21 protein-coding genes are annotated in these 19954 nt (G+C 71.1%); 12 read left to right on the top strand and 9 right to left on the bottom strand.

The genetic code is table 11. The annotated features are described in order from the left end of the window. Nucleotides 1-31: 31 nt before the first annotated feature. The 3 genes from F563_RS0118415 to F563_RS0118405 are packed head-to-tail and all read right to left on the bottom strand — an operon-like array spanning nucleotide 32 to nucleotide 2901. The gene (locus tag F563_RS0118415) at nucleotides 32-1495 is read right to left on the bottom strand and encodes a M81 family metallopeptidase (RefSeq protein WP_019016170.1); all 1464 of its coding nucleotides are present in this window, start codon (nucleotides 1493-1495) and stop codon (nucleotides 32-34) included. Nucleotides 1496-1505: 10 nt separating this feature from the next. Further along, nucleotides 1506-2309 carry an undecaprenyl-diphosphate phosphatase gene (locus tag F563_RS0118410; protein WP_019016169.1) on the bottom strand — a complete coding sequence of 268 codons (804 nt, stop codon included), beginning with the start codon at nucleotides 2307-2309 and terminating at the stop codon, nucleotides 1506-1508. Between the two features lie 16 nt (nucleotides 2310-2325). Beyond that, nucleotides 2326-2901, bottom strand: a complete 576-nt coding sequence (locus F563_RS0118405; protein ID WP_026299703.1) for a histidine phosphatase family protein — start codon at nucleotides 2899-2901, stop codon at nucleotides 2326-2328. A gap of 154 nt (nucleotides 2902-3055) precedes the next feature. Between F563_RS0118405 and F563_RS0118400 the strand changes: the two genes are divergently transcribed. The 4 genes from F563_RS0118400 to F563_RS0118385 all read left to right on the top strand — a co-directional run bounded on the left by F563_RS0118400 (nucleotide 3056) and on the right by F563_RS0118385 (nucleotide 6771). Further along, nucleotides 3056-3598 carry a TRAP transporter small permease subunit gene (locus F563_RS0118400; RefSeq protein ID WP_019016167.1) on the top strand — a complete coding sequence of 181 codons (543 nt, stop codon included), beginning with the start codon at nucleotides 3056-3058 and terminating at the stop codon, nucleotides 3596-3598. Nucleotides 3599-3601: 3 nt separating this feature from the next. After that, entirely contained in the window at nucleotides 3602-4993 is a 1392-nt protein-coding gene (locus F563_RS0118395) for a TRAP transporter large permease (protein WP_019016166.1), read from the top strand. A 68-nt stretch (nucleotides 4994-5061) separates the two neighbouring features. Further along, entirely contained in the window at nucleotides 5062-6036 is a 975-nt protein-coding gene (locus F563_RS0118390) for a Bug family tripartite tricarboxylate transporter substrate binding protein (RefSeq protein WP_035575652.1), read from the top strand. Nucleotides 6037-6066: 30 nt separating this feature from the next. Beyond that, nucleotides 6067-6771 carry a ribonuclease activity regulator RraA gene (locus F563_RS0118385; protein WP_019016164.1) on the top strand — a complete coding sequence of 235 codons (705 nt, stop codon included), beginning with the start codon at nucleotides 6067-6069 and terminating at the stop codon, nucleotides 6769-6771. Nucleotides 6772-6813: 42 nt separating this feature from the next. On the opposite strand, the gene F563_RS0118380 is transcribed toward F563_RS0118385, so the two are convergent. The 4 genes from F563_RS0118380 to gpt are packed head-to-tail and all read right to left on the bottom strand — an operon-like array spanning nucleotide 6814 to nucleotide 9827. Continuing rightward, the gene (locus F563_RS0118380; protein WP_019016163.1) at nucleotides 6814-7668 is read right to left on the bottom strand and encodes an HpcH/HpaI aldolase/citrate lyase family protein; all 855 of its coding nucleotides are present in this window, start codon (nucleotides 7666-7668) and stop codon (nucleotides 6814-6816) included. Further along, nucleotides 7665-8117 carry a MaoC family dehydratase gene (locus F563_RS0118375; RefSeq protein ID WP_019016162.1) on the bottom strand — a complete coding sequence of 151 codons (453 nt, stop codon included), beginning with the start codon at nucleotides 8115-8117 and terminating at the stop codon, nucleotides 7665-7667. The genes F563_RS0118380 and F563_RS0118375 overlap by 4 nt, the downstream gene beginning before the upstream one ends. A gap of 5 nt (nucleotides 8118-8122) precedes the next feature. Further along, complete coding sequence (locus F563_RS0118370) at nucleotides 8123-9346, bottom strand: acyl-CoA dehydrogenase family protein (RefSeq protein WP_019016161.1); 1224 nt, start codon at nucleotides 9344-9346, stop codon at nucleotides 8123-8125. A 1-nt stretch (nucleotide 9347) separates the two neighbouring features. Next, nucleotides 9348-9827 (bottom strand): xanthine phosphoribosyltransferase, encoded by a 480-nt coding sequence (gpt, locus tag F563_RS0118365; RefSeq protein WP_019016160.1) that lies wholly within the window; start codon nucleotides 9825-9827, stop codon nucleotides 9348-9350. A gap of 118 nt (nucleotides 9828-9945) precedes the next feature. Here gpt and F563_RS0118360 point away from each other — a divergent pair, with 118 nt between their 5' ends. From F563_RS0118360 to F563_RS0118325, 8 genes are all read left to right on the top strand, one after another. Continuing rightward, nucleotides 9946-10935: an ABC transporter substrate-binding protein gene (locus F563_RS0118360; protein WP_019016159.1), complete on the top strand. Its 990-nt coding sequence runs from the start codon at nucleotides 9946-9948 to the stop codon at nucleotides 10933-10935. Further along, a complete protein-coding gene (locus tag F563_RS0118355) occupies nucleotides 10932-11747 on the top strand; it encodes an ABC transporter permease (protein WP_019016158.1) in 816 nt (271 codons plus the stop codon). Before F563_RS0118360 ends, F563_RS0118355 begins: the two co-directional genes overlap by 4 nt. Beyond that, nucleotides 11744-12550 (top strand): ABC transporter ATP-binding protein, encoded by an 807-nt coding sequence (locus F563_RS0118350; RefSeq protein WP_019016157.1) that lies wholly within the window; start codon nucleotides 11744-11746, stop codon nucleotides 12548-12550. The genes F563_RS0118355 and F563_RS0118350 overlap by 4 nt, the downstream gene beginning before the upstream one ends. Continuing rightward, a complete protein-coding gene (locus tag F563_RS0118345; RefSeq protein WP_019016156.1) occupies nucleotides 12547-13251 on the top strand; it encodes a haloacid dehalogenase type II in 705 nt (234 codons plus the stop codon). The genes F563_RS0118350 and F563_RS0118345 overlap by 4 nt, the downstream gene beginning before the upstream one ends. Nucleotides 13252-13329: 78 nt before the next feature. Further along, nucleotides 13330-13677, top strand: a complete 348-nt coding sequence (locus tag F563_RS0118340) for a putative quinol monooxygenase (protein ID WP_019016155.1) — start codon at nucleotides 13330-13332, stop codon at nucleotides 13675-13677. A 232-nt stretch (nucleotides 13678-13909) separates the two neighbouring features. Then, complete coding sequence (locus tag F563_RS0118335) at nucleotides 13910-15202, top strand: DEAD/DEAH box helicase (RefSeq protein ID WP_019016154.1); 1293 nt, start codon at nucleotides 13910-13912, stop codon at nucleotides 15200-15202. Nucleotides 15203-15259: 57 nt separating this feature from the next. Then, complete coding sequence (locus tag F563_RS23240) at nucleotides 15260-16552, top strand: cation:proton antiporter domain-containing protein (RefSeq protein ID WP_019016153.1); 1293 nt, start codon at nucleotides 15260-15262, stop codon at nucleotides 16550-16552. Between the two features lie 203 nt (nucleotides 16553-16755). Continuing rightward, on the top strand, nucleotides 16756-17706 hold the full coding sequence (locus tag F563_RS0118325) for an aldo/keto reductase (protein WP_019016152.1): 951 nt from the start codon (nucleotides 16756-16758) through the stop codon (nucleotides 17704-17706). 154 nt (nucleotides 17707-17860) lie between these two features. Here F563_RS0118325 and mltA read toward each other — a convergent pair whose 3' ends face one another. Beyond that, the gene (gene mltA, locus F563_RS0118320) at nucleotides 17861-19117 is read right to left on the bottom strand and encodes a murein transglycosylase A (RefSeq protein ID WP_156825258.1); all 1257 of its coding nucleotides are present in this window, start codon (nucleotides 19115-19117) and stop codon (nucleotides 17861-17863) included. Nucleotides 19118-19170: 53 nt separating this feature from the next. Beyond that, nucleotides 19171-19854, bottom strand: coding sequence for a Tim44/TimA family putative adaptor protein (locus tag F563_RS0118315; protein WP_019016150.1), 684 nt, complete (start codon nucleotides 19852-19854; stop codon nucleotides 19171-19173). Nucleotides 19855-19954: the final 100 nt, after the last annotated feature.

Below are 19954 nucleotides of genomic sequence, written 5' to 3'. Positions count from 1 at the left end.
CGCGATGGGACCCGGCAGCGTCCTCCCCCCACTAGGTCCTGTATGGGTCGTCGACCTTGGGCCAGTACGGCGTGGTGAGCTTCGTGTAGGGCAGCGCGGCGAAGTCGTGGTCCATCGCGCCGGGCGCGCCGACATAGCGCACGGACGAGGCGATCGGTGCGAAGCCGGCATAGAAGTGCTGCGAGGACTTCACCACCACGAGCTTGAGTCCGCCGAGCGCGAGCCCCAGCCCCTCGAACGCGTCGGGATGGAACCCCTGCTGGCGGTTGGTGATCAGCAGCAGGTGGATGCCGTCCGCCTCCACCCAGGCCGAGGGTCCGAAGGACGCACGGCTGCCGGAGAGACCGGTTTGCTCGTGCTCGTCCGCGACCGCGCGCACGACGACGTCGAGATCGGCGGGCGGCCCCGACATCGTGCCGCATTTGCCGCCGACGCGCAGCCGCATCCGCGCGCCGGGTCCGGCTTCGCGGCAGAACGATACGGCGACGGGATCCCAAACCGGTCCCACCGCGGCGCCCTTTGCCTGGTGCGCGACCAGCCGGTGGATGAGGAAGGTGCTGTCGGAGGGCGCGCCGCCGCCCGCGTTGTCGGTGACGTCGGCGATCACGACGGGCCTGCCGCTGTTGGCGCCGAGCGCGGCCGAGATGACCGCGTCGGCGTCCTCGAGCTTGGGGTGGGTCTCATGGCGCATGGCCCAGAGCCGGGCGCCGAAATCCCGCGCAAGACGTGCGGCCTTGGCCTCGTCGCGATCGGCGATCACCACCATCTTCGCGCCGACATCCGGCACGTCGGCCCAGGGGAAGCCATGGCCGAACGAGACCGAGAGGATACCGTCCTTGCCCTCGGCCGCGGTCATGTCGGCGACGAAGGACTTCATAGGCTCGACCGGGGTGCGCCACATCGAGATCATGCGCAGGTCGTGATAGGCGATGCGCGGGCGGATCTCGCGCTTCGCGGTGCGCACGGCGAGGTCGTAGAGGTCGTTGGCGCGGTCCGCGATGTCGGTGTGCGGATATTCCTTGAAGAGCACGATCAGGTCGGCGGCCTGCCGCATCGTCTCGGTCAGGTGGCAGTGCAGGTCGAGCTCGATCCCGACCACGGCCTCGGGACCGACGATCGCGCGTACGCGGGCGAGCGTGTCGCCCTCGCAGTCGTCATAGCCGTCGGCGACCATGGCGCCGTGCATCGAGAGCAGCACGATGTCCACGGGCATGGCGGCGCGCAGGTCCGCGAGGATCATGTCGCGCAGCTCCTCATAGACCGCGCGCACGGTGGTGCCGGCCGGCTGCGCCGCGGCGGCGAGGCTCTCGGCGATCCCCATCCCGTCGGCCTCGGCGCGGCCGCGCCAGACCCGCATGGCGAGATTCCCCCATCCGGGCGGCTGGCGCGAGGCGTCGTGGCGGAAGTAGCGGTGGCCCATGAAGGCCTCACGCCCGGTCGGGATCGGCGCCCAGGTGTTGGTCTCGGTCGCCAGCCCCGCCATGAACAGCTTCATCGTCGCTCCCTCAGCGCGTCGTCAGGACCGCCAGCATGACAAGGCCCAGCGCGATCCGGTAGTAGCCGAACGGTGCGAAGCCGATCTTCGCGATGAAGGCGAGCACGAGGCGGACCACGGCGAAGGCGACGACGAAGGCGGATGCAAACCCGATCGCGATCAGCCCGGCGCCGTCCCAGGTGAGCGCCGACCATTCGCGGTAGAGGCTGTACGTGGTCGCGGCGAACATGGTGGGGATGGCGAGCATGAAGCTGAATTCGAGCGCGGCGGGGCGAGCGACCCCGAGCAGCAGCGCGCCGATGATCGTGGCGCCGGAGCGCGAGGTTCCCGGGACCATCGCCAGCACCTGGAAGAAGCCGATCGCGAGGGCCAGGCGCGGCGTGATCGCCTCGACGCGGTGCGCGGTCGGCTCGCCGCGGAACCGCTCGATCAGGATGATCGCGATGCCGCCGGCGATCAGCGCGGCGCAGACGACGTAGGGATTGAACAGGAAGCGCGTCACCGGCCCGTAGAGCGTGGCGCCGATCACGAGCGCGGGCAGGAAGGCGAGCAGCAGGTTGCGCACATAGAGCCGCGCCTCGCGATCGGTGACCATGCCGAAGGCGAGCCCCCAGAGCTTGCGGAAATAGATCGCGACCACGGCCAGGATCGCGCCCATCTGGATGACGATCTCGAAACTCTTGCCGGGCGTGCCGACGAAGCCGAGGAGGTCGATCACCAGGATCAGGTGGCCTGTGGACGACACGGGGATGAACTCGGTCGCGCCCTCGACGATGCCGAGCAGCAGCGCCTGCAACGCGGAGGTCATGTCCATTGCGGTCGGGGTCCGTTCAGGCGGGGGGAGGCGGGACGCGCAGCGCAACCGTGCCGGCGCGCGTCCCGGTATACACCAACAGCGCCTCGCCCGAAGCGGGGAACACGCCGGTCAGCGCGGTGATGTTCACCTGATGGGTCACCAGCACGAGCGGGCGCGGCTCGCTCCAGTTGCGCAACATCCCGCGCAGCGCCGCCGTCTGCGCCTCGGCCGTGCTGCGATCGGCGAAGAAGCTGTTCAGGATCGGCTCGATGGTCACGGGACCGAGGCCAAGCCGTTCGGCGGTGTCGAGGCAGCGGCACCAGGCGGACGAGAGCACGCGCGCCGACGCGATGCCGCGGGCACGGAGCGCCTCCCCGATCGCGCGGGACTGGGCGCGGCCCGCCTCGGAGAGCAGGCGCTGGGTGGAACAGTCGTCGATCCGGAACCCGGGCGGATCGCCGCCGCCCGGCGCGACCGCGTGGCGCATGAGCACGGCCGCGCGTCCCTGCCGCGCGGCACCCCAGGCTGCATCCTCGGCGCGGGCGGCCCGAGGACGCCCCGCAAGCACGAGCGCCGTGCAACCGAGCGTGATCCATCGACGTCCTGGCATGGCCTCAGGCCGTGCCACAGCGCGGGCCGGGTCCGCAACCCGCGGTTCCCACGCGCTTCCGTGTTTCGTTTGCGTTTGCGCTGCCCTCCCCATAGGGTCCGACGCGCGGCGCCCGTTCGGGCCGTGCCGCGATCGGGGGATACGTCCTGGGGCCATGGCGGCACTTGTCCTGTTCGTGCGCGCGGTCGATGCGCTGAGCAACGCGGTAGGGCGCCTGCTCGCGTGGGGGCTGATCGCGGCCGTGCTCGTCTGCTTCGTCAACGTCGTGCTGCGCTACGGTTTCGGCATCGCGTTCAGCTGGATGCAGGACGTCTATGTCTGGCTGAACGGCGCGGGGTTCACGCTGGGTGCGGCCTTCGCGCTGCGCGCGGACGCGCATGTCCGCGTCGATCTGTTCTACCGCGCGGCCGACCCGCGCACGAAGGCGAAGGTGGAGCTGCTCGGGACGGTGGTCTTCCTGCTGCCGATGCTGGCCGTGATCTGGGTGTACACGTGGCCGGCGGTCCGGCTTTCCTGGATGTTCGGCGAAGGGAGCCAGAACATCGGGGGTCTGCCCGGGCTCTACCTGCTCAAGTCCTGTGTGCTCGGCTTCTGCGTCATGCTCGGGCTCCAGGGACTTGCGCAGGCCGCCAAGGCGGCGCTGCTGCTCGGCGGGCGGCCCGAACACGCGCCGCATCTGACGGCCGGATCGTCCTGAACCATGGAGCCGGTCGTTCTCGGGGAGATCCTCTCCGTCCTGCTGTTCGTGGTGACGATCGGCACGCTGATGCTCGGCTATCCGGTCGCGTTCACGCTGGCCGGCACCTCGCTGTCCTTCGCGCTCGCGGGCTGGCTGGTCGGGGCGTTCGACCCGTCCTACTTCGCGACCATCGCGCCGCGCTACTTCGGCATCATGCAATCCGAGGTGCTGGTCGCGGTGCCGCTGTTCATCTTCATGGGCACGGTGCTGGAGCGGACCCGTATCGCCGAGGCGCTGCTGACGACGATGGGCCAGTGCTTCGGCCCCGTGCGCGGCGGGCTTGCGATCTCCGTCATCATCGTCGGCGCGCTGCTCGCGGCCTCGACCGGCGTGGTCGGCGCGACCGTGGTGACGATGGGGTTGATCAGCCTGCCGGCGATGCTGCGCGCGGGCTACGACCCGAAACTCGCGACGGGAGCGATCTGCGCCTCCGGCACCTTGGGCCAGATCATCCCGCCCTCGACGATCCTGATCTTCGTCGCCGACTTCATTCAGGGCGCCAATTCCGAGGCGCAGTTGCGCAAGGGCAATTTCGCGCCCGACCCCGTGTCGGTGTCCGACCTGTTCGCGGGGGCAGTGCTGCCGGGACTGCTGCTGGTCGGGCTCTACATCGTCTGGGCGGTGCTGTTCGCCGCGCTCCGCCCGTCCGGAGCCCCGGCGATCACCATGACCGATGCCAAGCGGGCGAGCCTGCCGCGGCGGATCGTGTCCTCGCTCGTGCCGCCGCTGGTGCTGATCATGGCCGTGCTCGGCTCGATCCTCGGCGGCATCGCCACGCCGACCGAGAGTGCCTCGGTCGGCGCCGTGGGGGCGGTGCTGCTCGCCTTCGTGCGCCGCGAGCTCTCGTTCGGCCGGTTGCAGGAGGCCGCCGAAAGTACGTTGAAGACCACCGCGATGGTGTTCGTGATCCTGTTCGGCGCCTCGATCTTCAGCCTGGTGTTCCGCACCATGGGGGGCGAGCTTCTGATCGAGGAGGTGCTGCACGGATTGCCGGGTGGGCGCGTCGGCGCCGTGCTCGCGGCGATGGGGCTGATGTTCGTGCTCGGGTTCTTCCTCGACACGTTCGAGATCGTGTTCATCGTCGTGCCGCTGACGGCGCCCGCGCTGCTGATGCTCGACATCGATCCGATCTGGCTTGGCGTGATGATCGGGGTGAACCTGCAGACGAGCTTCCTGACGCCGCCGTTCGGCTTCGCGCTGTTCTATCTGCGCGGCGTGGCGCCGGGCTCGGTGACGACCGGCGACATCTATCGCGGCAGCATCCCGTTCGTCGCGTTGCAGGTTCTGGCGCTCGGCGTGCTCTGGATGTTCCCCGAGCTCGCGACCTGGCTGCCCAAGACCCTGTTCCGCTGACGGCCGCATTGACGCCGGGCGCCGCGGATGGTTGATCGACCCCGACACGGCAACCCGGGACTGCCCTGATGGACGCAAGGATGACACGCCGCGTGCTGCTCGCTGCGCTGGCGGCAGCACCGACGCTCGCGCGCGCGCAGAGCTGGCCAACGCGACCACCCCGCCTCGTGCTGCCCTTTCCGCCGGGCGGAACCGCGGATGTGCTCGGGCGGCTGCTGGCCGAGCGGCTCGGCGCGGCGATCGGCCAGCCGGTGGTGGTCGAGAACCGGCCCGGCGCCTCCGGCAACATCGCCGCCGAGGCAGTGTCGCGCGCCGCGCCCGACGGCTACACCGTCTTCCTCGGCACCCAGGGCACGCACGCGGCGAACGCGGCGCTGTTCGAGCGCCTGCCCTACGATCCGATCAAGGATTTCGTGGCGATCGCGCCGCTTGCGATCGTGCCCAACATCCTGGTCGTGCACCCGGACGTGCCTGCCCGCACCGTCGCGGAATTCGTCGCCTACGCGAAGGCGAATCCCGGCCGGCTGCGCTTCGGCTCGTCCGGCAACGGCACCTCGATCCATCTCGCCGGCGAGATGTTCAAGGCGGCGGCCGGCATCGAGATGGAGCACGTGCCGTATCGCGGCTCGGCGCCGGCGCAGACCGACCTGATCGCCGGGCGGATCGAGCTGATGTTCGAACTGCTGCCGGGCACGATCGGTCAGATCCGCGACGGGCGCGTGCGGCCGATCGCGGTCGCCTCGCGCGCCCGGATGGCGGCGCTGCCCGATGTGCCCACCTTCACCGAGGCGGGGGTGCCGGGCTTCGTCACCGGCGCCTGGTTCGGCCTGTTCGCGCCGGCCGGCACGCCGGATGCGATCGTGCAGCGCCTTGCCGCGGCGATGGCCGAGATGACCGGACCGAACGGCAGCCTGCTCGGGCGTCTGAGCGAACTCGGCGCCGAGCCGTTGAGCGCGACGCCGGCGGAGTTCGCCGCTTTCGTGGTTTCCGAGACCGCGCGCTGGGCCGAAGTGGTCCGGCGCTCGGGCGCGCGGCTCGACTGATCATCGTTCGGAAAGGACAAGGACGCGACCATGACCTTGACACCGGCCATCCGCGACACGCTCGCGGGCGTGACGACGGCGACGCTGACGACGGTGCTGTTGAAGAAGGGGCTGCGCAAGACCTGGATGACGGGGCCGCGGCCGTTGCGCGCAGGCCAGAAGCGCGTGGTGGGGCCTGCGTTCACGCTGCGTTTCATTCCGGCGCGCGAGGATCTGGCCACGCCCGAGAGCTGGGCGAATCCGCGTTCGACGCGCGGGGCGATCGAGGCGATGCCTGAGGGCGTGGTGGTGGTCGCCAGCACCGAGGGCGTGACCGAGGCGGGTATCTTCGGCGACATCCTGTGCGCGCGGATGGCGAAGAAGGGCGTGGCTGCGCTGGTCACCGAGGGGGCGGTGCGCGATGCGGTGGGCGTGCGGGGCACGAGCCTGCCGGTGTGGTGCGCGTTGGAAGCGGCGCCGCCCTCGGTCGCGGCGTTGACCTTCGTGAACTGGGAGGAGCCGGTGGGCTGCGGTGGTGTGGCGGTCTATCCCGGCGACGTGGTGGTGGCGGACGATGACGGCGCGGTGCTGATTCCGCAGGCGATGGTGGAGGCGGTGACGCGCGAGGCCGAGGCGCAGGAGAAGCTCGAAGCCTGGATCATGCGCGAGGTGGAGAAGGGCGTGCCCCTGCCTGGCCTGTACCCGCCCAACGCGGAGACCAAGGCGCGCTACGAGTCCGAGACCGGCGCCCGATAATGGAGGGGGGTGTGGGGGGACGACCGTCGTCCCCCCACCCTGCTACTTGCCCAGCAGTCGCCGTGCCTGCACCAGGTGGGGCTTGTCGACCATCTTGCCGTCGAGCGCGATCACGCCTGCGCCAGTGGCCGCTTCGAACGCGGCGATCACCCGCTCCGCCCAGGCCCGTTCCTCCGCCGTTGGTGCATAGGCTTCCTCGATCACCGCGATCTGCGCCGGGTGGATCGCCATGCGCCCGGCGAACCCCATGCGTCGCCCGGCCTCGCACTCGGCGCGCAGCCCGTCGAGGTTGCGGACATCGGCATAGATCGTGTCGATCGCCGGCACGCCGGCGGCACCGGCGGCCATGAGCGTCAGTGCGCGCGCGAGGCGGTAGGGCTCGTCCCAGGTGCCGTCGGGCAGACGGTTCGTGCGCGCACCGAGCCCGGCGGCGAGGTCCTCCCCGCCCCAGGTCAGCGCGGCGAGGCGCGGCGCGCCGGCGTAGGCGCCGAGGGTGAACATCGCCGCCGGGGTCTCGGTGACGAGTGGCATCACGGGGATGGAACGATCGGGCAGGCCCTCGCGCGCCTCGAGCGCCGAGAGCGCGGCATCGAGGCGCGCGAGATCGGCCGCGCTCTCGCATTTCGGCAGCACGATGCCGTCCGGGCGCGCGGCGACGATCGCGGCGAGGTCGGCCATGGTGAGGCCGGTGTCGAACGCGTTCACGCGCACCCAGGCCTGTGGCGAGGCGGGGCGCGCGCGCAGCCAGGCAGCGGTCATTTCGCGCGCGACCGGCTTGCGGTCGAGGGCGACGGAGTCCTCGAGGTCGAGGATCAGCGCGGCCGCGCCGCTCTCGGGGCCGCGCGCGAGCTTGCGGTCGCTGTCGGCGGGGACGAACAGGAACGAGCGCGGGATCATGCGGGCCGCTTGCGCATCAGCGCGGCACGGCGGCAGCGCGCGACCACGGTGCCGTCCTGCTTCATCGCCTCGTGCAGGAAGGTCACGATGCCCTCGGACGGGCGGGACTTGCTTTCCCGCACGCCCAGCACGGTGGTGCGCACGCGCACCGTGTCGCCATGGAACAGCGGGGCCGGGAACGCCACCTCCTCGAAACCGAGATTGGCGACCGTGGTGCCGAGCGTGGTGTCGTGCACGGAGATCCCCACCATCAGCCCGAGCGTGAACAGCGAGTTGACGATGCGCTCGCCGAACGGGCTCGCCTTCATCGCCTCGGCATCGAGATGCAGCGCGGCCGGGTTCATGGTCATCGCGCAGAACAGCGTGTTGTCGGCCTCGGTGACGGTGCGGCGGATCGGGTGCTCGATCACCATCCCCTCGGCGAACTCCTCGAACCAGAGTCCGGGCATCGCCGCTACTCCGCCGCCGCACGAGGGCGAAACTTGCGCGCGGGCAGGCTCGCGCGGTTCGCGTCCTTGTAGCCGAGCGCATCCTCGGCGATCAGCACGCGCTGCACGTTCGACGAGCCCTCGCCGACATTCAGCATCTCGATGAAGCCCTTGAACATGCTGATCGGATACTCGTCGGCGAGCGCGTAGCCGCCGAAGATCTCGGTGGCGTTGGCGACCGCGGTCTTGGCCGCGCGCGAGGCGAAGTATTTGGCGAGGCTCGCGATCCGGTTCGCGGGCGCGCCGGCGTCCATGGTCTCGGCGAGCTCGCGCACCAGCGCGCGGGCGGCCGCGATCTCGGCCGCCATGTCGGCGATCAGCGCCTGCACCATCTGATAGCGCCCGATCGCCTGCCCGCCGACGACGCGTTCGCGCGCGTAAGCCGCCGCGTGATCGAGACAGCCCTGGGCTGCGCCGACCAGCCGTGCCGAGACGGTGAGCCGGCCGAACTCGAGCGCGTTCATGGCGATGCGGAAGCCCTCGCCCTCGGCGCCGAGCCGGTTCGCCGCGGGCACGGCGAACTCGTCGAAGAACACCGCGCAGGAGGAGAGCACGGGCGAGAGGTTGCGCATCGCGATCGGATCGGCGCGGTAGCCGGGGGCCGAGCGCGGCTCGATCACGAAGGCGGTGATGCCGCGATGACCGGCCGAGGGGTCGGTCTTGGCGAACAGCACTGCGGTGTCGGCCTCGTGCGCGAAGGTGATCCACTGCTTCGAGCCGGAGATTCGGTAGGTGTCGCCGTCGCGCACCGCGCGGGCCTTCATCGCTCCGGCGGGGTCCGAGCCGCCGCCGGGCTCCGTCAGCATGAAGGCGCCGATCCGCTCGCCGCCGATCAGGGGCGGGACGAACCGCGCGGCCTGCTCGTCGGTGCCCCAGTTCAGGATCGTGAACGGGCAGGTCATCGCCTGAAGGTTCATGCAGTAGCCGAGATCGGGCCTGAGCCGGCTGATCTCCTCCGAGATCACCGCGACCGCCATGAAGCCGAGATCGGTGCCGCCGAGCTTTTCGGGGAATGCCGCGCCGAACAGCCCCGCCTCGCCCATGGCGCGGATCAGCGGGCGCGGAAACGTGCGGCGCGCCTCGTATCCGCCGATCTCGCCCATGATCCGGCTCTCGAACAGCCGCGTGACCGTGTCGCGGATTGCGGCGAGTTCGGGCGGCAGCGGATTGGGTGGTGGAATGACTGGCATGTCAGCGCACTCCGTTCGCCTTCGCGATCGGCTGGACGAATTGCGGCTCGGTGTCCCAGGGGAACAGGATCCAGGTGTCCTGGCTCACCTCGGTGACGTAGGTGTCCACCAGCGGCTTGCCGGCGGGCTTGGCATAGACGGTGGCGAAATGCGCATCCGGCAGCAGCGCGCGCACCACCTTCGCGGTCGCGCCCGTGTCCACGAGATCATCGACGATCAGCCAGCCCGCGCCCGTGCCCGCCGCGATCGGCGGCTTCGTCACCTGCGGCTCGCCGCGATCCATCTCCTCGTAAGTGACGATGCTGACGGTCTCGATCTGCCGGCAGTCGAGCTCGCGCGCGACGATCGCGGCCGGGATCAGCCCCCCGCGGGTGATCGCCACGATCCCGTGCCAGGGGCCGAGCGGCAGGAGCTTCCAGGCGAGCGCCTTGCCGTCGCGGTGCAACTGATCCCAGGTGACAGTGTAGAACTTGCGGCTCAACGGGTGCTCCTGACCCGAGCCCTCTACCACGGGCGCGGGAGGCGGAGGAGGGGGCCGTGACAGGCGGAGGCGACCCGGCTAGCGTCGCGCATGAACAACGAAACTGGGAGCCTCCGAGATGTCCCACCGACGCCTGGCCGCGATCGCGCTCGCGGCGACACTCGCCTCGCCCGCGCTTGCGACCACCCCGCTGATCGACGCGCCCGCACCGCTCAGCCCGCCGGTGAGGCTGACCATCGGTGCGGTGAAGGTGCCGCATGTCGCGCCGTTCAACGGTGTGGCGGAGATCGCGCGGCCCCTTGGCGTCGAGGTGGAGGTGGTCAACTTCGTCCGGTATGCGGATGTGCGCACCGCGCTGGCGTCGGGCTCGATCGAGGTCGGCTCGATCGGGCCGGCCGACGTGCCGATCGCGGTCAGCCAGAACCTCCGCGGCATCATCGGGCTGATGGGTGTCGGCGTCTCGGCGAAGCACCCGATCGTGCGCAACGGCGTGACGCTGGAGAAGTGGGAGGACCTGTACGGCAAGCGCGTCGCGATCGCGCCGGGCAGCGCGGTGTGGTTCCAGTTCGCCGCGACCGTGACCGAACAGAACATCGCGTATGGGCGCCTCAACATCGTCAACATCCAGGGCGGCGGCCAGCCCTTCGTGCAGGCGATGGAACGCGGCGACATCGACCTGTTCATCGGCTGGGAGCCGTTCGAGAGCATGGCGATCCAGCAGGGCCTCGCATACCGGCAGACGAAGCTCGACTACTCGACGAGCCGCGCGGTCGGCGCCGAGCTCGGCATGGTCGGCGCGACGCGTGCGGCCGTGGAGCAGAAGCGCGAGGCGCTTCGCCGGCTGGTGTGGGCCTATCTCAAGGTGCAGAACGACATCTCCGCCAGCAAGGAGGCGCTGGGCAACGCGATCGCGGCCTGGACCGGACTGCCGCCGCAGGTGGCGAAGGCGGTCGCCGACGACATGACGCTCGAGCAGTCGCTGACGGTGGATCAGGTGCAGCGCCAGGCGCGCGAGTTCCATCGGCTCGGCGTGCTGACGCGTGACGTCTCGGCGGAACTGCCGCAGTTCTTCGACCTGTCGATCTACCAGTCCGTCGTCAGGCGTTGATCGCGGCCGTCTTCGGGCGTGCGGGGCTGGGGCAGCTCGGCCTCGGTCTCGCCCTGCCCTTCATCCTGGTGGTGATCTGGGAGGCGCTGGGCCGCAGCGGCGTCGTGCCGCAGGGCATCCTGCCGGCGCCGAGCCTGGTCGGGCAGGCGTGGTGGGACTGGGCCTTCGCCGATCCCGGCATGGGGCTCAATCCGTATCTCGGCACCTGGGGCGAGACGGTGCTGTTCAGCGCGCGGCGCGTGTTCACCGGCTTCGCCTGCGCGATCGCGATCGGCGTGCCGATGGGGATCATGATCGGCTGGAACCGGATGGTCGCCGGCGCGGTCGATCCGCTGATCCAGTCGCTCCGGCCGATCCCGATCACCGCCTGGCTGCCCTTCGCGATCGCGGTGTTCGGCATCCGCGATGCGGGGGCCGTGTTCCTGATCGGGCTCGGCGCGTTCTTCCCGATCGTCGTGAACGCCACCGCCGGCGCGCGCGACGTGCCGCGCAACCTGATCCGCGCGGCGCGGATGATGGGGGCGAACGAGCGGCAGCTTCTGCTGCGCGTGGTGCTGCCGGCCGCGTTGTCGAACGTCTTCACCGGCATGCGGCTGGGTCTGGGCATCGCCTGGACCGCGGTGATCGTCGCCGAGATCGTCGCAGTGAAGTCGGGCCTCGGCTATGTGCTCTGGGATGCCTACTATGTCGGCCGCATGGACGTGGTGATCGCCGACATGGTGTCGATCGGCATCGCCGGGTTCCTGTCCGATCGCGTGCTGGTCGCGGTGCAGCATCGCGTGCTGCACTGGAAGCAGACGGCGCGGGCATGACGCACGCCGTCGCTATCCGCGGCCTGCGCAAGGTGTTCGACGGCCGCGCCGGGGCGGTCGAGGCGCTCGCCGCGATCGACATGACGCTCGCGGAAGGCGAGTTCGCCTGCATCCTCGGCCCCTCGGGCTGCGGCAAATCGACGCTGCTCAACGTGATCGCCGGGTTCGAAGCGCCGACGGAAGGCTCCGCGACCGTGTTCGGCACGCCCGTCGCCGCGCCGGGACCCGAGCGCGCGGTGGTGTTCCAGGAGGCGTCGCTGTTCCCGTGGCTGTCGGTCTGGGACAACGTCACCTTCGGCCCGCGCATGCTCGGGCGGCCGAAGGCCGAGACGGATGCATTGGCGCGGCGCTTCCTCGATCTGGTCGGGCTCGCGGGGTTCGAGCGTCACCTGCCGGATCAGCTCTCGGGCGGCATGAAGCAGCGTGTCGGCATCGCGCGCTGCCTGATCCTCAACCCGCGCGTCTATCTGATGGACGAGCCGTTCGGCGCGCTCGATGCGCAGACGCGGATGCAGATGCAGGAGCTGCTCACGCACGTCTGGGACGAGGCGCGCGGCACGGTGCTGTTCATCACCCATGACATCGACGAGGCGATCTTCCTCGCCGACACGGTCTATGTGATGACCGCGCGGCCCGGACGGATGCGGAGCCGCATCGTGATCGACCTGCCGCGGCCGCGCTCGATCGAGCTCCTGACCGATCCGCGCTTCAACGCGCTGCGCGCCGACATCCTGCGCCAGATCCGCGAGGAGGCGACCAAAGCCACGGCGGCGATCGAGGCGGAGGAGCGGGCACGGCGATGACCGTCACGGCGCTGGTGTTCGACGTGTTCGGCACGGTGGTGGACTGGCGCAGCAGTGTCGCGCGCGAGGTCGCGGCGGCCGCGCGCCGGATCGGGGTCGAGACGGACGGGATCGCACTCGCGGATGCCTGGCGCGCCGCATACGCGCCGTCGATGGATCGGGTGCGCAAGGGCGAGTTGCCCTGGACCACGATCGACGGGCTGCATCGCGCCGCGCTCGATGCGCTGCTGCCGCGCTTCGGGCTCGCCGCCCTGGACGAGGCGGCGCGCGACCATCTGAACCGCGCCTGGCACCGGCTCGATCCGTGGCCGGACAGCGTCGCGGGGCTGCGGCGGCTCCGCCATCGCTACACGCTGGCGACGCTCTCGAACGGCAATGTCGCGCTGCTCGCGACCATGGCGAAGCACGCGCGCCTGCCCTGGGATGTGATCCTCTCGGCCGAGCTGTTCGGCCACTACAAGCCCGACGCCGAGGTCTATGACGGTGCGTGCCGGCTGCTCGACCTGCCACCCGCGCAGGTGATGATGGTGGCCGCGCATAACGGCGACCTGAGGGCCGCGGCCGCGCGCGGCCTCGCCACCGCCTTCGTCGCGCGCCCGACCGAGTACGGCCCGGCGCAGACCAGGGATCTCGCCGCGGACGGCCCTTGGGATGTCGTCTGCGCGTCGTTCACCGGGCTTGCCTCAGCCCTCGGCTGCTGAGCCGCCATGACCTCCAAGGTTATCGCGTCCACCACCTGATCCCGTCACTCTCCCCGCGCCATCGCCAGGGAGAGCACCATGCCCGTCGCCTTCACCGTTACGCTGCACGTCAAGCCCGGATGCGAGGACGCGTTCCTCGGCCTGCTCACGCCGGTGCTGGATGCGATGCGGCACGAGGCGACCTTCATCAATGCCGTGCTGCACCGCGACCCGGAGGACCCGACCCGGTTCATGCTCTACGAGACCTGGGCGGATCTCGACGATGTCGTCGAGGTGCAGCTCAAGCGCGACTACCGCCGGGAGTATCACGCGGCGCTGCCGGGGCTGCTGCGGAGCGAGCGCGGGATCGGGATCTGGCGGCCCGTGCGCGCGGATTTCGCCGCGGCGGCGCCGGACGCGGATCAGCCATCCGCGCGACTCCTTTGACTTTCCCGGCCCGAACCTGCATCTAGCCAGTGTGCCGGGAGAACATCCCGGCGGCGCTTCGGCCGCGTGAGCGGCGCGCTTGACCCGATCCGGGTCGCGCTGTCCTGCCGAAGCCCCTCGACATCTCCTCGGAATTGCCCGGTTCACGCGGGGCGTCCAACCCCCGATCGCGGTGCCGCAGGCGCGGCACCGCCCGTGCGCGCACGCGCCGGAACCACGAAAGACTGTTGCTGTGACGACGTTCAATGATCTCGGCCTGGCTGCCCCGATCCTCGAGGCGCTCGCCGAGGAGGGCTATGACGCCCCCACCCCCATCCAGGCCCAGGCGATTCCCGTCCTGCTCCAGGGCCGCGACCTGGTCGGCATCGCCCAGACCGGCACCGGCAAGACGGCGGCCTTCGCGCTGCCGATCCTGAACCGGCTGCGGGACCGCCGGCCCACCCCCAAGCGCGCCTGCCGCGCCCTGGTGCTGAGCCCGACGCGCGAGCTCGCGAGCCAGATCGCCGAGAGCTTCCGCACCTATGGCCGGCATCTCGGCCTCCGCGTCGCCACCGTGTTCGGCGGCGTCGGCCACCAGCCGCAGGTCGCGGCGCTGGCGCGTGGCGTCGACATCCTGGTCGCGACCCCGGGGCGGCTGATCGACCACCTGCAGGGACGCACGGCGTTCCTCGATGCGGTCGAGGTGTTCGTGCTCGACGAGGCCGACCAGATGCTCGACATGGGCTTCATCCAGCCGATCCGCCGGATCGTCTCGGCCCTGCCGCAGCAGCGCCAGACGCTCCTGTTCTCGGCCACCATGCCGCAGGCGATCGCGAGCCTGGCGAACGACCTGCTGAAGGACCCCGTGCGGGTTTCGGTCGCACCCGTCGCCACCACGGCCGAGAAGGTCGAGCAGCGGGTGATCCACGTCGCGCAGGGCGACAAGCGCCTGCTGCTCGCCAAGCTGCTGAAGGGCGAAGCGGACGGGCGCACGCTGGTGTTCGTGCGCACCAAGCACGGCGCGGATCGCGTGGTGCGCCAGCTCGAGGCCGACGGCATCGCCGCGAACGCGATCCACGGCAACCGCAGCCAGGGCCAGCGCGAGGCGGCGCTGCGCAAGTTCCGCGACGGCAGCGTGCCCGTGCTGGTCGCGACCGACATCGCCGCGCGCGGCATCGATGTCGATGGCGTGACGCATGTGATCAACATGGACCTGCCGAACGTGCCGGAGCAGTACGTGCACCGGATCGGCCGCACCGCGCGCGCGGGTGCCGCCGGCGTGGCGATCAGCTTCTGCTCGGCCGAGGAGCGGCCCTTCCTGCGCGACATCGAGACGCTCATCCGCCGTGCCCTGCCCGCCGAGGGTGAGCCCGTGCGCGGGGCCGCGCCGCCCGCGTCGCCCAAGCCGCATCGCCCACCGCAGCGTCCCGCCAAGGCGCAGCCGCGCCCGCGCGGCCGCGGCGACCGCCGCGGCGAGCCGGCGCGCGGCGACGGCCGCCACGCGATGGCCGGGCTGCCGTTCATGGCCTCCTCCCGCCGCGCCTGATCAGCGGCACGACGCGGCGGTTGCGCCGGCGCGTCGTGATCTGCATAGGGTGGCGTCATGGATGCCACCCATCCCCTGATCGCAACGATCGGTCTCGGCCTTCTCTACGCGCTGGTCGGCGGCACGGTCGCGGCGCTGATCCGGCTGCCGCCGATCGTCGGCTATCTCGCGGCCGGCATCATGCTCGGGCCGCACACGCCCGGCATCGTCGGCGACCAGGCGACCGCGCTCGAACTCGCCGAGCTCGGTGTGATCCTGCTGATGTTCGGCGTGGGGCTGCATTTCAGCCCGGCCGAGCTGCTTGCGGTGCGTCGCGTCGCCGTGCCGGGCGCGATCGCGCAGATGGGCACGGCGACGGTGCTCGGCGCCCTGGTCGCGCATCTCTGGGGCTGGTCCTGGCCCGCCGCCGTCGTGTTCGGGCTGACGCTCTCGGTCGCCTCGACGGTGGTGCTGCTGCGCGCGCTGACCGAGCGCAACCTGCTCGGCACGCCCGAGGGTCACATCGCCGTCGGCTGGCTGGTGGTCGAGGACATCGCGGTCGTGGTCGCGCTGGTGGTGCTGCCGGGCATCGCCGGGTTCTTCGGCGGCAGCCCGGCTGGCGCGCTGGCCCGCATGGACATCGAGCAGCTCGGCATCGCGCTCGCGATCGTGTTCGGCAAGTTCGCGCTGTTCGTCGCGCTGATGATGCCGCTCGGCCGGCGCGTCGTGCCCTGGGTGCTGGTGATGGTCGCGCATCTGAAGTCGCGCGAACTGTTCACGCTCGCCGTGCTCGGCATGGCGCTCGGCATCGCCTATGTCTCGGCCAAGGTGTTCGGCGTGAGCTTCGCGCTCGGCGCGTTCTTCGCCGGCATGGTGATGCACGGCTCGGGCATGGCCACGCGCGCGGCCGAGCAGTCGCTGCCGTTCCGCGACGCCTTCGCGGTGCTGTTCTTCGTCGCGGTCGGGATGATGTTCGACCCCTCGGTGCTGACCGAGCGGCCCGGCGCGGTGCTGGCCACACTCGCGATCGTGGTGATCGGCAAGTCGCTCGCGGCGATCGCGATCATGGCGCTGTTCCGCCAGAGCCGGGCCGCGGTCTGGACGGTCGCGGCCGCGCTCGCGCAGGTCGGCGAGTTCTCGCTCGTGCTGGCCGAGCAGGGCATCGCGCTCGGGCTGCTGCCGGTCGAGGGGCGGGACCTCGCGCTCTCGGCGGTGCTGTTCTCGATCGCGCTCAATCCGCTCGCTTTCGTGTTCGCGCGCTGGATGGCCGGGCGCGGGGCCTCCGCCGTCAGCGTGACCGAGCAGCGGCCGCCGGGATCACCACCCGGATCGGCACGATCGGCCGACACGGTCTCCAGTCGGTCCCAGTGATTCGTGCGCGGGGCCGGCTCGACGCTCCCGACCCGCGCGTCCATGCTGTCGCCGCCGAATACCGTCCGCACAAAAGTCCGACTTTTGTGCGGACGGTATTGCGCGCAGGGCTGGTATGGCGGCTGCGCGCCAAAAGAAACCTCATACCCGGCGCGCGAAGGTGAAACCTTCGTGCGCCGGGTATAAGATACGGGGAGCAGAGGATGCAGAAGCGAAGCCTGGGCCGGTCCGGGATTGCCGTGCCGCCGGTGGTGTTCGGCGGCAACGTGTTCGGCTGGACGGCGGACAAGGCGATGTCGTTCCGCCTGCTTGACGAGGCGGTGGCGTCCGGGCTGAACGCGATCGACACGGCGGATGTCTACTCGACCTGGGTGGCCGGCCATGCCGGAGGCGAGTCCGAGACCATCATCGGCGCATGGCTGAAGGCGCGCCCGGGGATGCGCGACCGGGTGGTGATCCTGACCAAGGTCGGCATGGAGATGCCGGGCCAGGGCAAAGGGCTGTCCTCGGCCTGGATCGCGCGCGCGGTCGAGGCCAGCCTCACGCGGCTCGGCATCGAGACGATCGATCTCTACCAGGCCCACAAGGACGACGAGACGACGCCGCTGGAGGAGACGCTCGGCGCCTTCGCCCGGCTGATCGAGCAGGGCAAGGTGCGCGCGATCGGCGCCTCCAACTACAGCGCGGCCCGGCTCGATGCGGCGCTCGCGACCAGCGCGCGGCTCGGCCTGCCGCGCTTCGAGAGCCTCCAGCCGCTCTACAACCTGATGGATCGCACGATCGAGGCGGAGCTGCTGCCGCTCTGCCGCGCGCGCGAGGTCGGCGTGATCCCCTACTCCTCGCTCGCCTCGGGCTTCCTCACCGGCAAGTACCGATCCGAAGCCGATCTCGGCAAGAGCGTGCGCGGCGCGCGCAGCGTGGCGAAGCACATGACGCCGCGCGGGATGCAGGTGCTGGCCGCGCTCGATGCGGTCGCCGCCCGGCTCCACGCGACGCCGACCCAGGTCGCGCTCGCCTGGCAGCTCGCGCGCCCCGGCATCACCGCGCCGATCGCGAGTGCCACGAGCATCGAGCAGTTGCGCGATCTCGTGCGGGCAGCGAGCCTGGAACTCGACGCGGAGGCGATCGCGGCGCTGGACGCGGCGAGCGCCTGAGCGCGGATCGGGCGGCCGAGGTCCGTTTCATACCCGGCGCACGAAGGTTTCACCTTCGTGCGCCGGGTATGAGGCCTCCTTTGGCGCGCAGCCGCCACACCAGCCCTGCGCGCGATACCGGGCTGCCAACGGTCAAACCTTTGGCAGCCCGGTATCAGCGCGCGGGGGCCGAGGCTGGCGCCTCGGCGACACGGCCGAGCTGAGCCGGCAGCAGCAGCCACCACAACCCGCGCTCGCGCATCCGTCCTGCGGCCTCGGCCGCCTCCTCGCCCCAGCCCCAGAACAGGTCGCCGCGCACCGGGCCGCGGATCGCCCCGCCGACATCCTGCGCGAGCACGACGCGGTTGAGCGGCCGCTGCGTCATCGGATCGCGCGTGGCGATCCAGAGCGGAATGCCGAGCGGGATATGCACGTGGTCGACGGCGATCGACCGGCCGGGCGTCAAGGGCGCGCCGAACGCGCCCGGCGGGCCCTCGTCGGGGCGCAGGCCGCGGATCTCGCGGAAGAACACGTAGGACGGGTTCTGTTGCATCACCGCGCGCGCCTCGCCCGGGTGGGCGCGCAGCCACGCGCGGATCGACTGCATGCTGACCTGATCGAGCGTCATCGCGCCGCGCTCGACCAGCACGCGCCCGATCGGCACGTAGGGATGGCCGTTCTGCCCGGCGAAGCCGACCCGCGCGATCCCGCCTTCGGCGAGCCGCACCCGGCCCGAGCCCTGCACGTGCAGGAAGAAGGCGTCGATCGGATCATCGAGCCACAGGAGTTCCAGGCGGCGGCGGTCCAGCGCCCCGCCCTCGATCTCGGCCCGACTGGCATAGGGGACGAGCCGGCCGTCCCGCACCTGCCCGGCCGTGCGCCGTCCGGCGAGTTCGGGCACGAAGTCGCCGAGATCGACGGCGATCAGGTCGGGCGGGCGCTGCAGCAGCGGCACCTGTTCGGCACCGCGCCGCCGCCGGCTGCCGGTGAGCTCCGGCTCGAAATAGCCGGTGAAGGTGCCGTAGGGGTCGCTCGGCTGGGTCCTGACATTGGAGGCGAGCCAGGGCCGGAACCGGGCCTCGAAGAAGGCGCGCGCCGCGGCGTGATCGCCGGGCGCGATCGCCGCCGCCTCGTCACACAGCGGCAGCCAGTCGGCCACCCGGCCCGCGAGCGCCGCGGCCGCCTCGCCGCCGCCGAGCGTCCGGTCGGCCGGCATCTGGCGCAGCCGCGCGCAGGTCTCCGCGAAGGCCGGCAGGGCCTCGGCATGGGCATCCTCGGCCCAACCCGGCAGGGTGGCGAAGCGCGCCGGCTGGAGGCCCAGCCGGTCGGGCGGGCCGGCCTCCTGCGGCACCGGCACGGCGACGCAGCCGCCCAGCACGATCAGGCAGGCAGCCGCGATGCTGCGGCGCAGTCTTGCGCGGATCGGTTGCAACGGACCCTGGACCTGGACGTCGGATGGCCAGGACGACGCGGGCGCGCGCGCCACTATTCCGAACGGGTCCCGACCAGCAGCCAGGTCGGGTCGGCCGAGTTCAAGTCCCGCGCGAAGGACCAGACATCCACCGTTTCGGTGACCGCCTCGCCGCCGGCGACCACGCTGCCGTCCGGGCCGTAGGTCATGTTGATCTGGTCCGAGACGAAGCGGACCCCGATGGTCGCCACCGTCCCGCGCAGATCGGCCTCGAGGATCGCGCTTTCGCGCAGCGCCACGAGATCGGTGCGCTGGCGCTCGCCAGCCTGCTCGCGCGCGGTGATCGCCGCGTCGAAATCGCCGAACACATCGGGCGACAGCAGCGTGCGCAGCGTGTCGCGGTCGCCGCGCGCGAAGGCGTCGACGATCATCGCAAAGGCGCCCTCGGCGCCGACCAGGAAGCCGGTCGGGTCGAAGTCCGGGTCGATCTGGCGGATGCGGGCGAGGGTCTGACCGGCCGCGCTGGCGGGATCGGGGAGGCTGCGCTTCGGGCCCGGGCCGCCGATCTGGGGCGGCCCCACCTCCTCGGCGCGCGTGTCGATCGTCCGCGCGGCCTCCTCGCCGGCCCCGGTCGGCTCGACCGGCGTCGGCGGGCGTTCATAGCCGGTGCGCCGGCCCAGGATGCTGCGCAGCCGGAGCACAAGGAATGCGGCGACCATCCCGAACAGGATCAGGTCGATCGGGAAACCGCCGCTCATCGGAGATCGTCGCCCCTCATCACGCGTGACATAAGGGACAGGGGGCGGATTCACAAGCAGACTTGGCCGCCGCTCGCCCGCTTGCGACCGGCCCGCGGCC

The sequence above is a fragment of the Elioraea tepidiphila DSM 17972 genome (genome assembly GCF_000378465.1).
GTDB classification, from domain to species: domain Bacteria; phylum Pseudomonadota; class Alphaproteobacteria; order Acetobacterales; family Acetobacteraceae; genus Elioraea; species Elioraea tepidiphila.
Note: the sequence above shows the minus strand (reverse complement) of the source record. Positions and strands in the feature narration are given on the sequence as shown.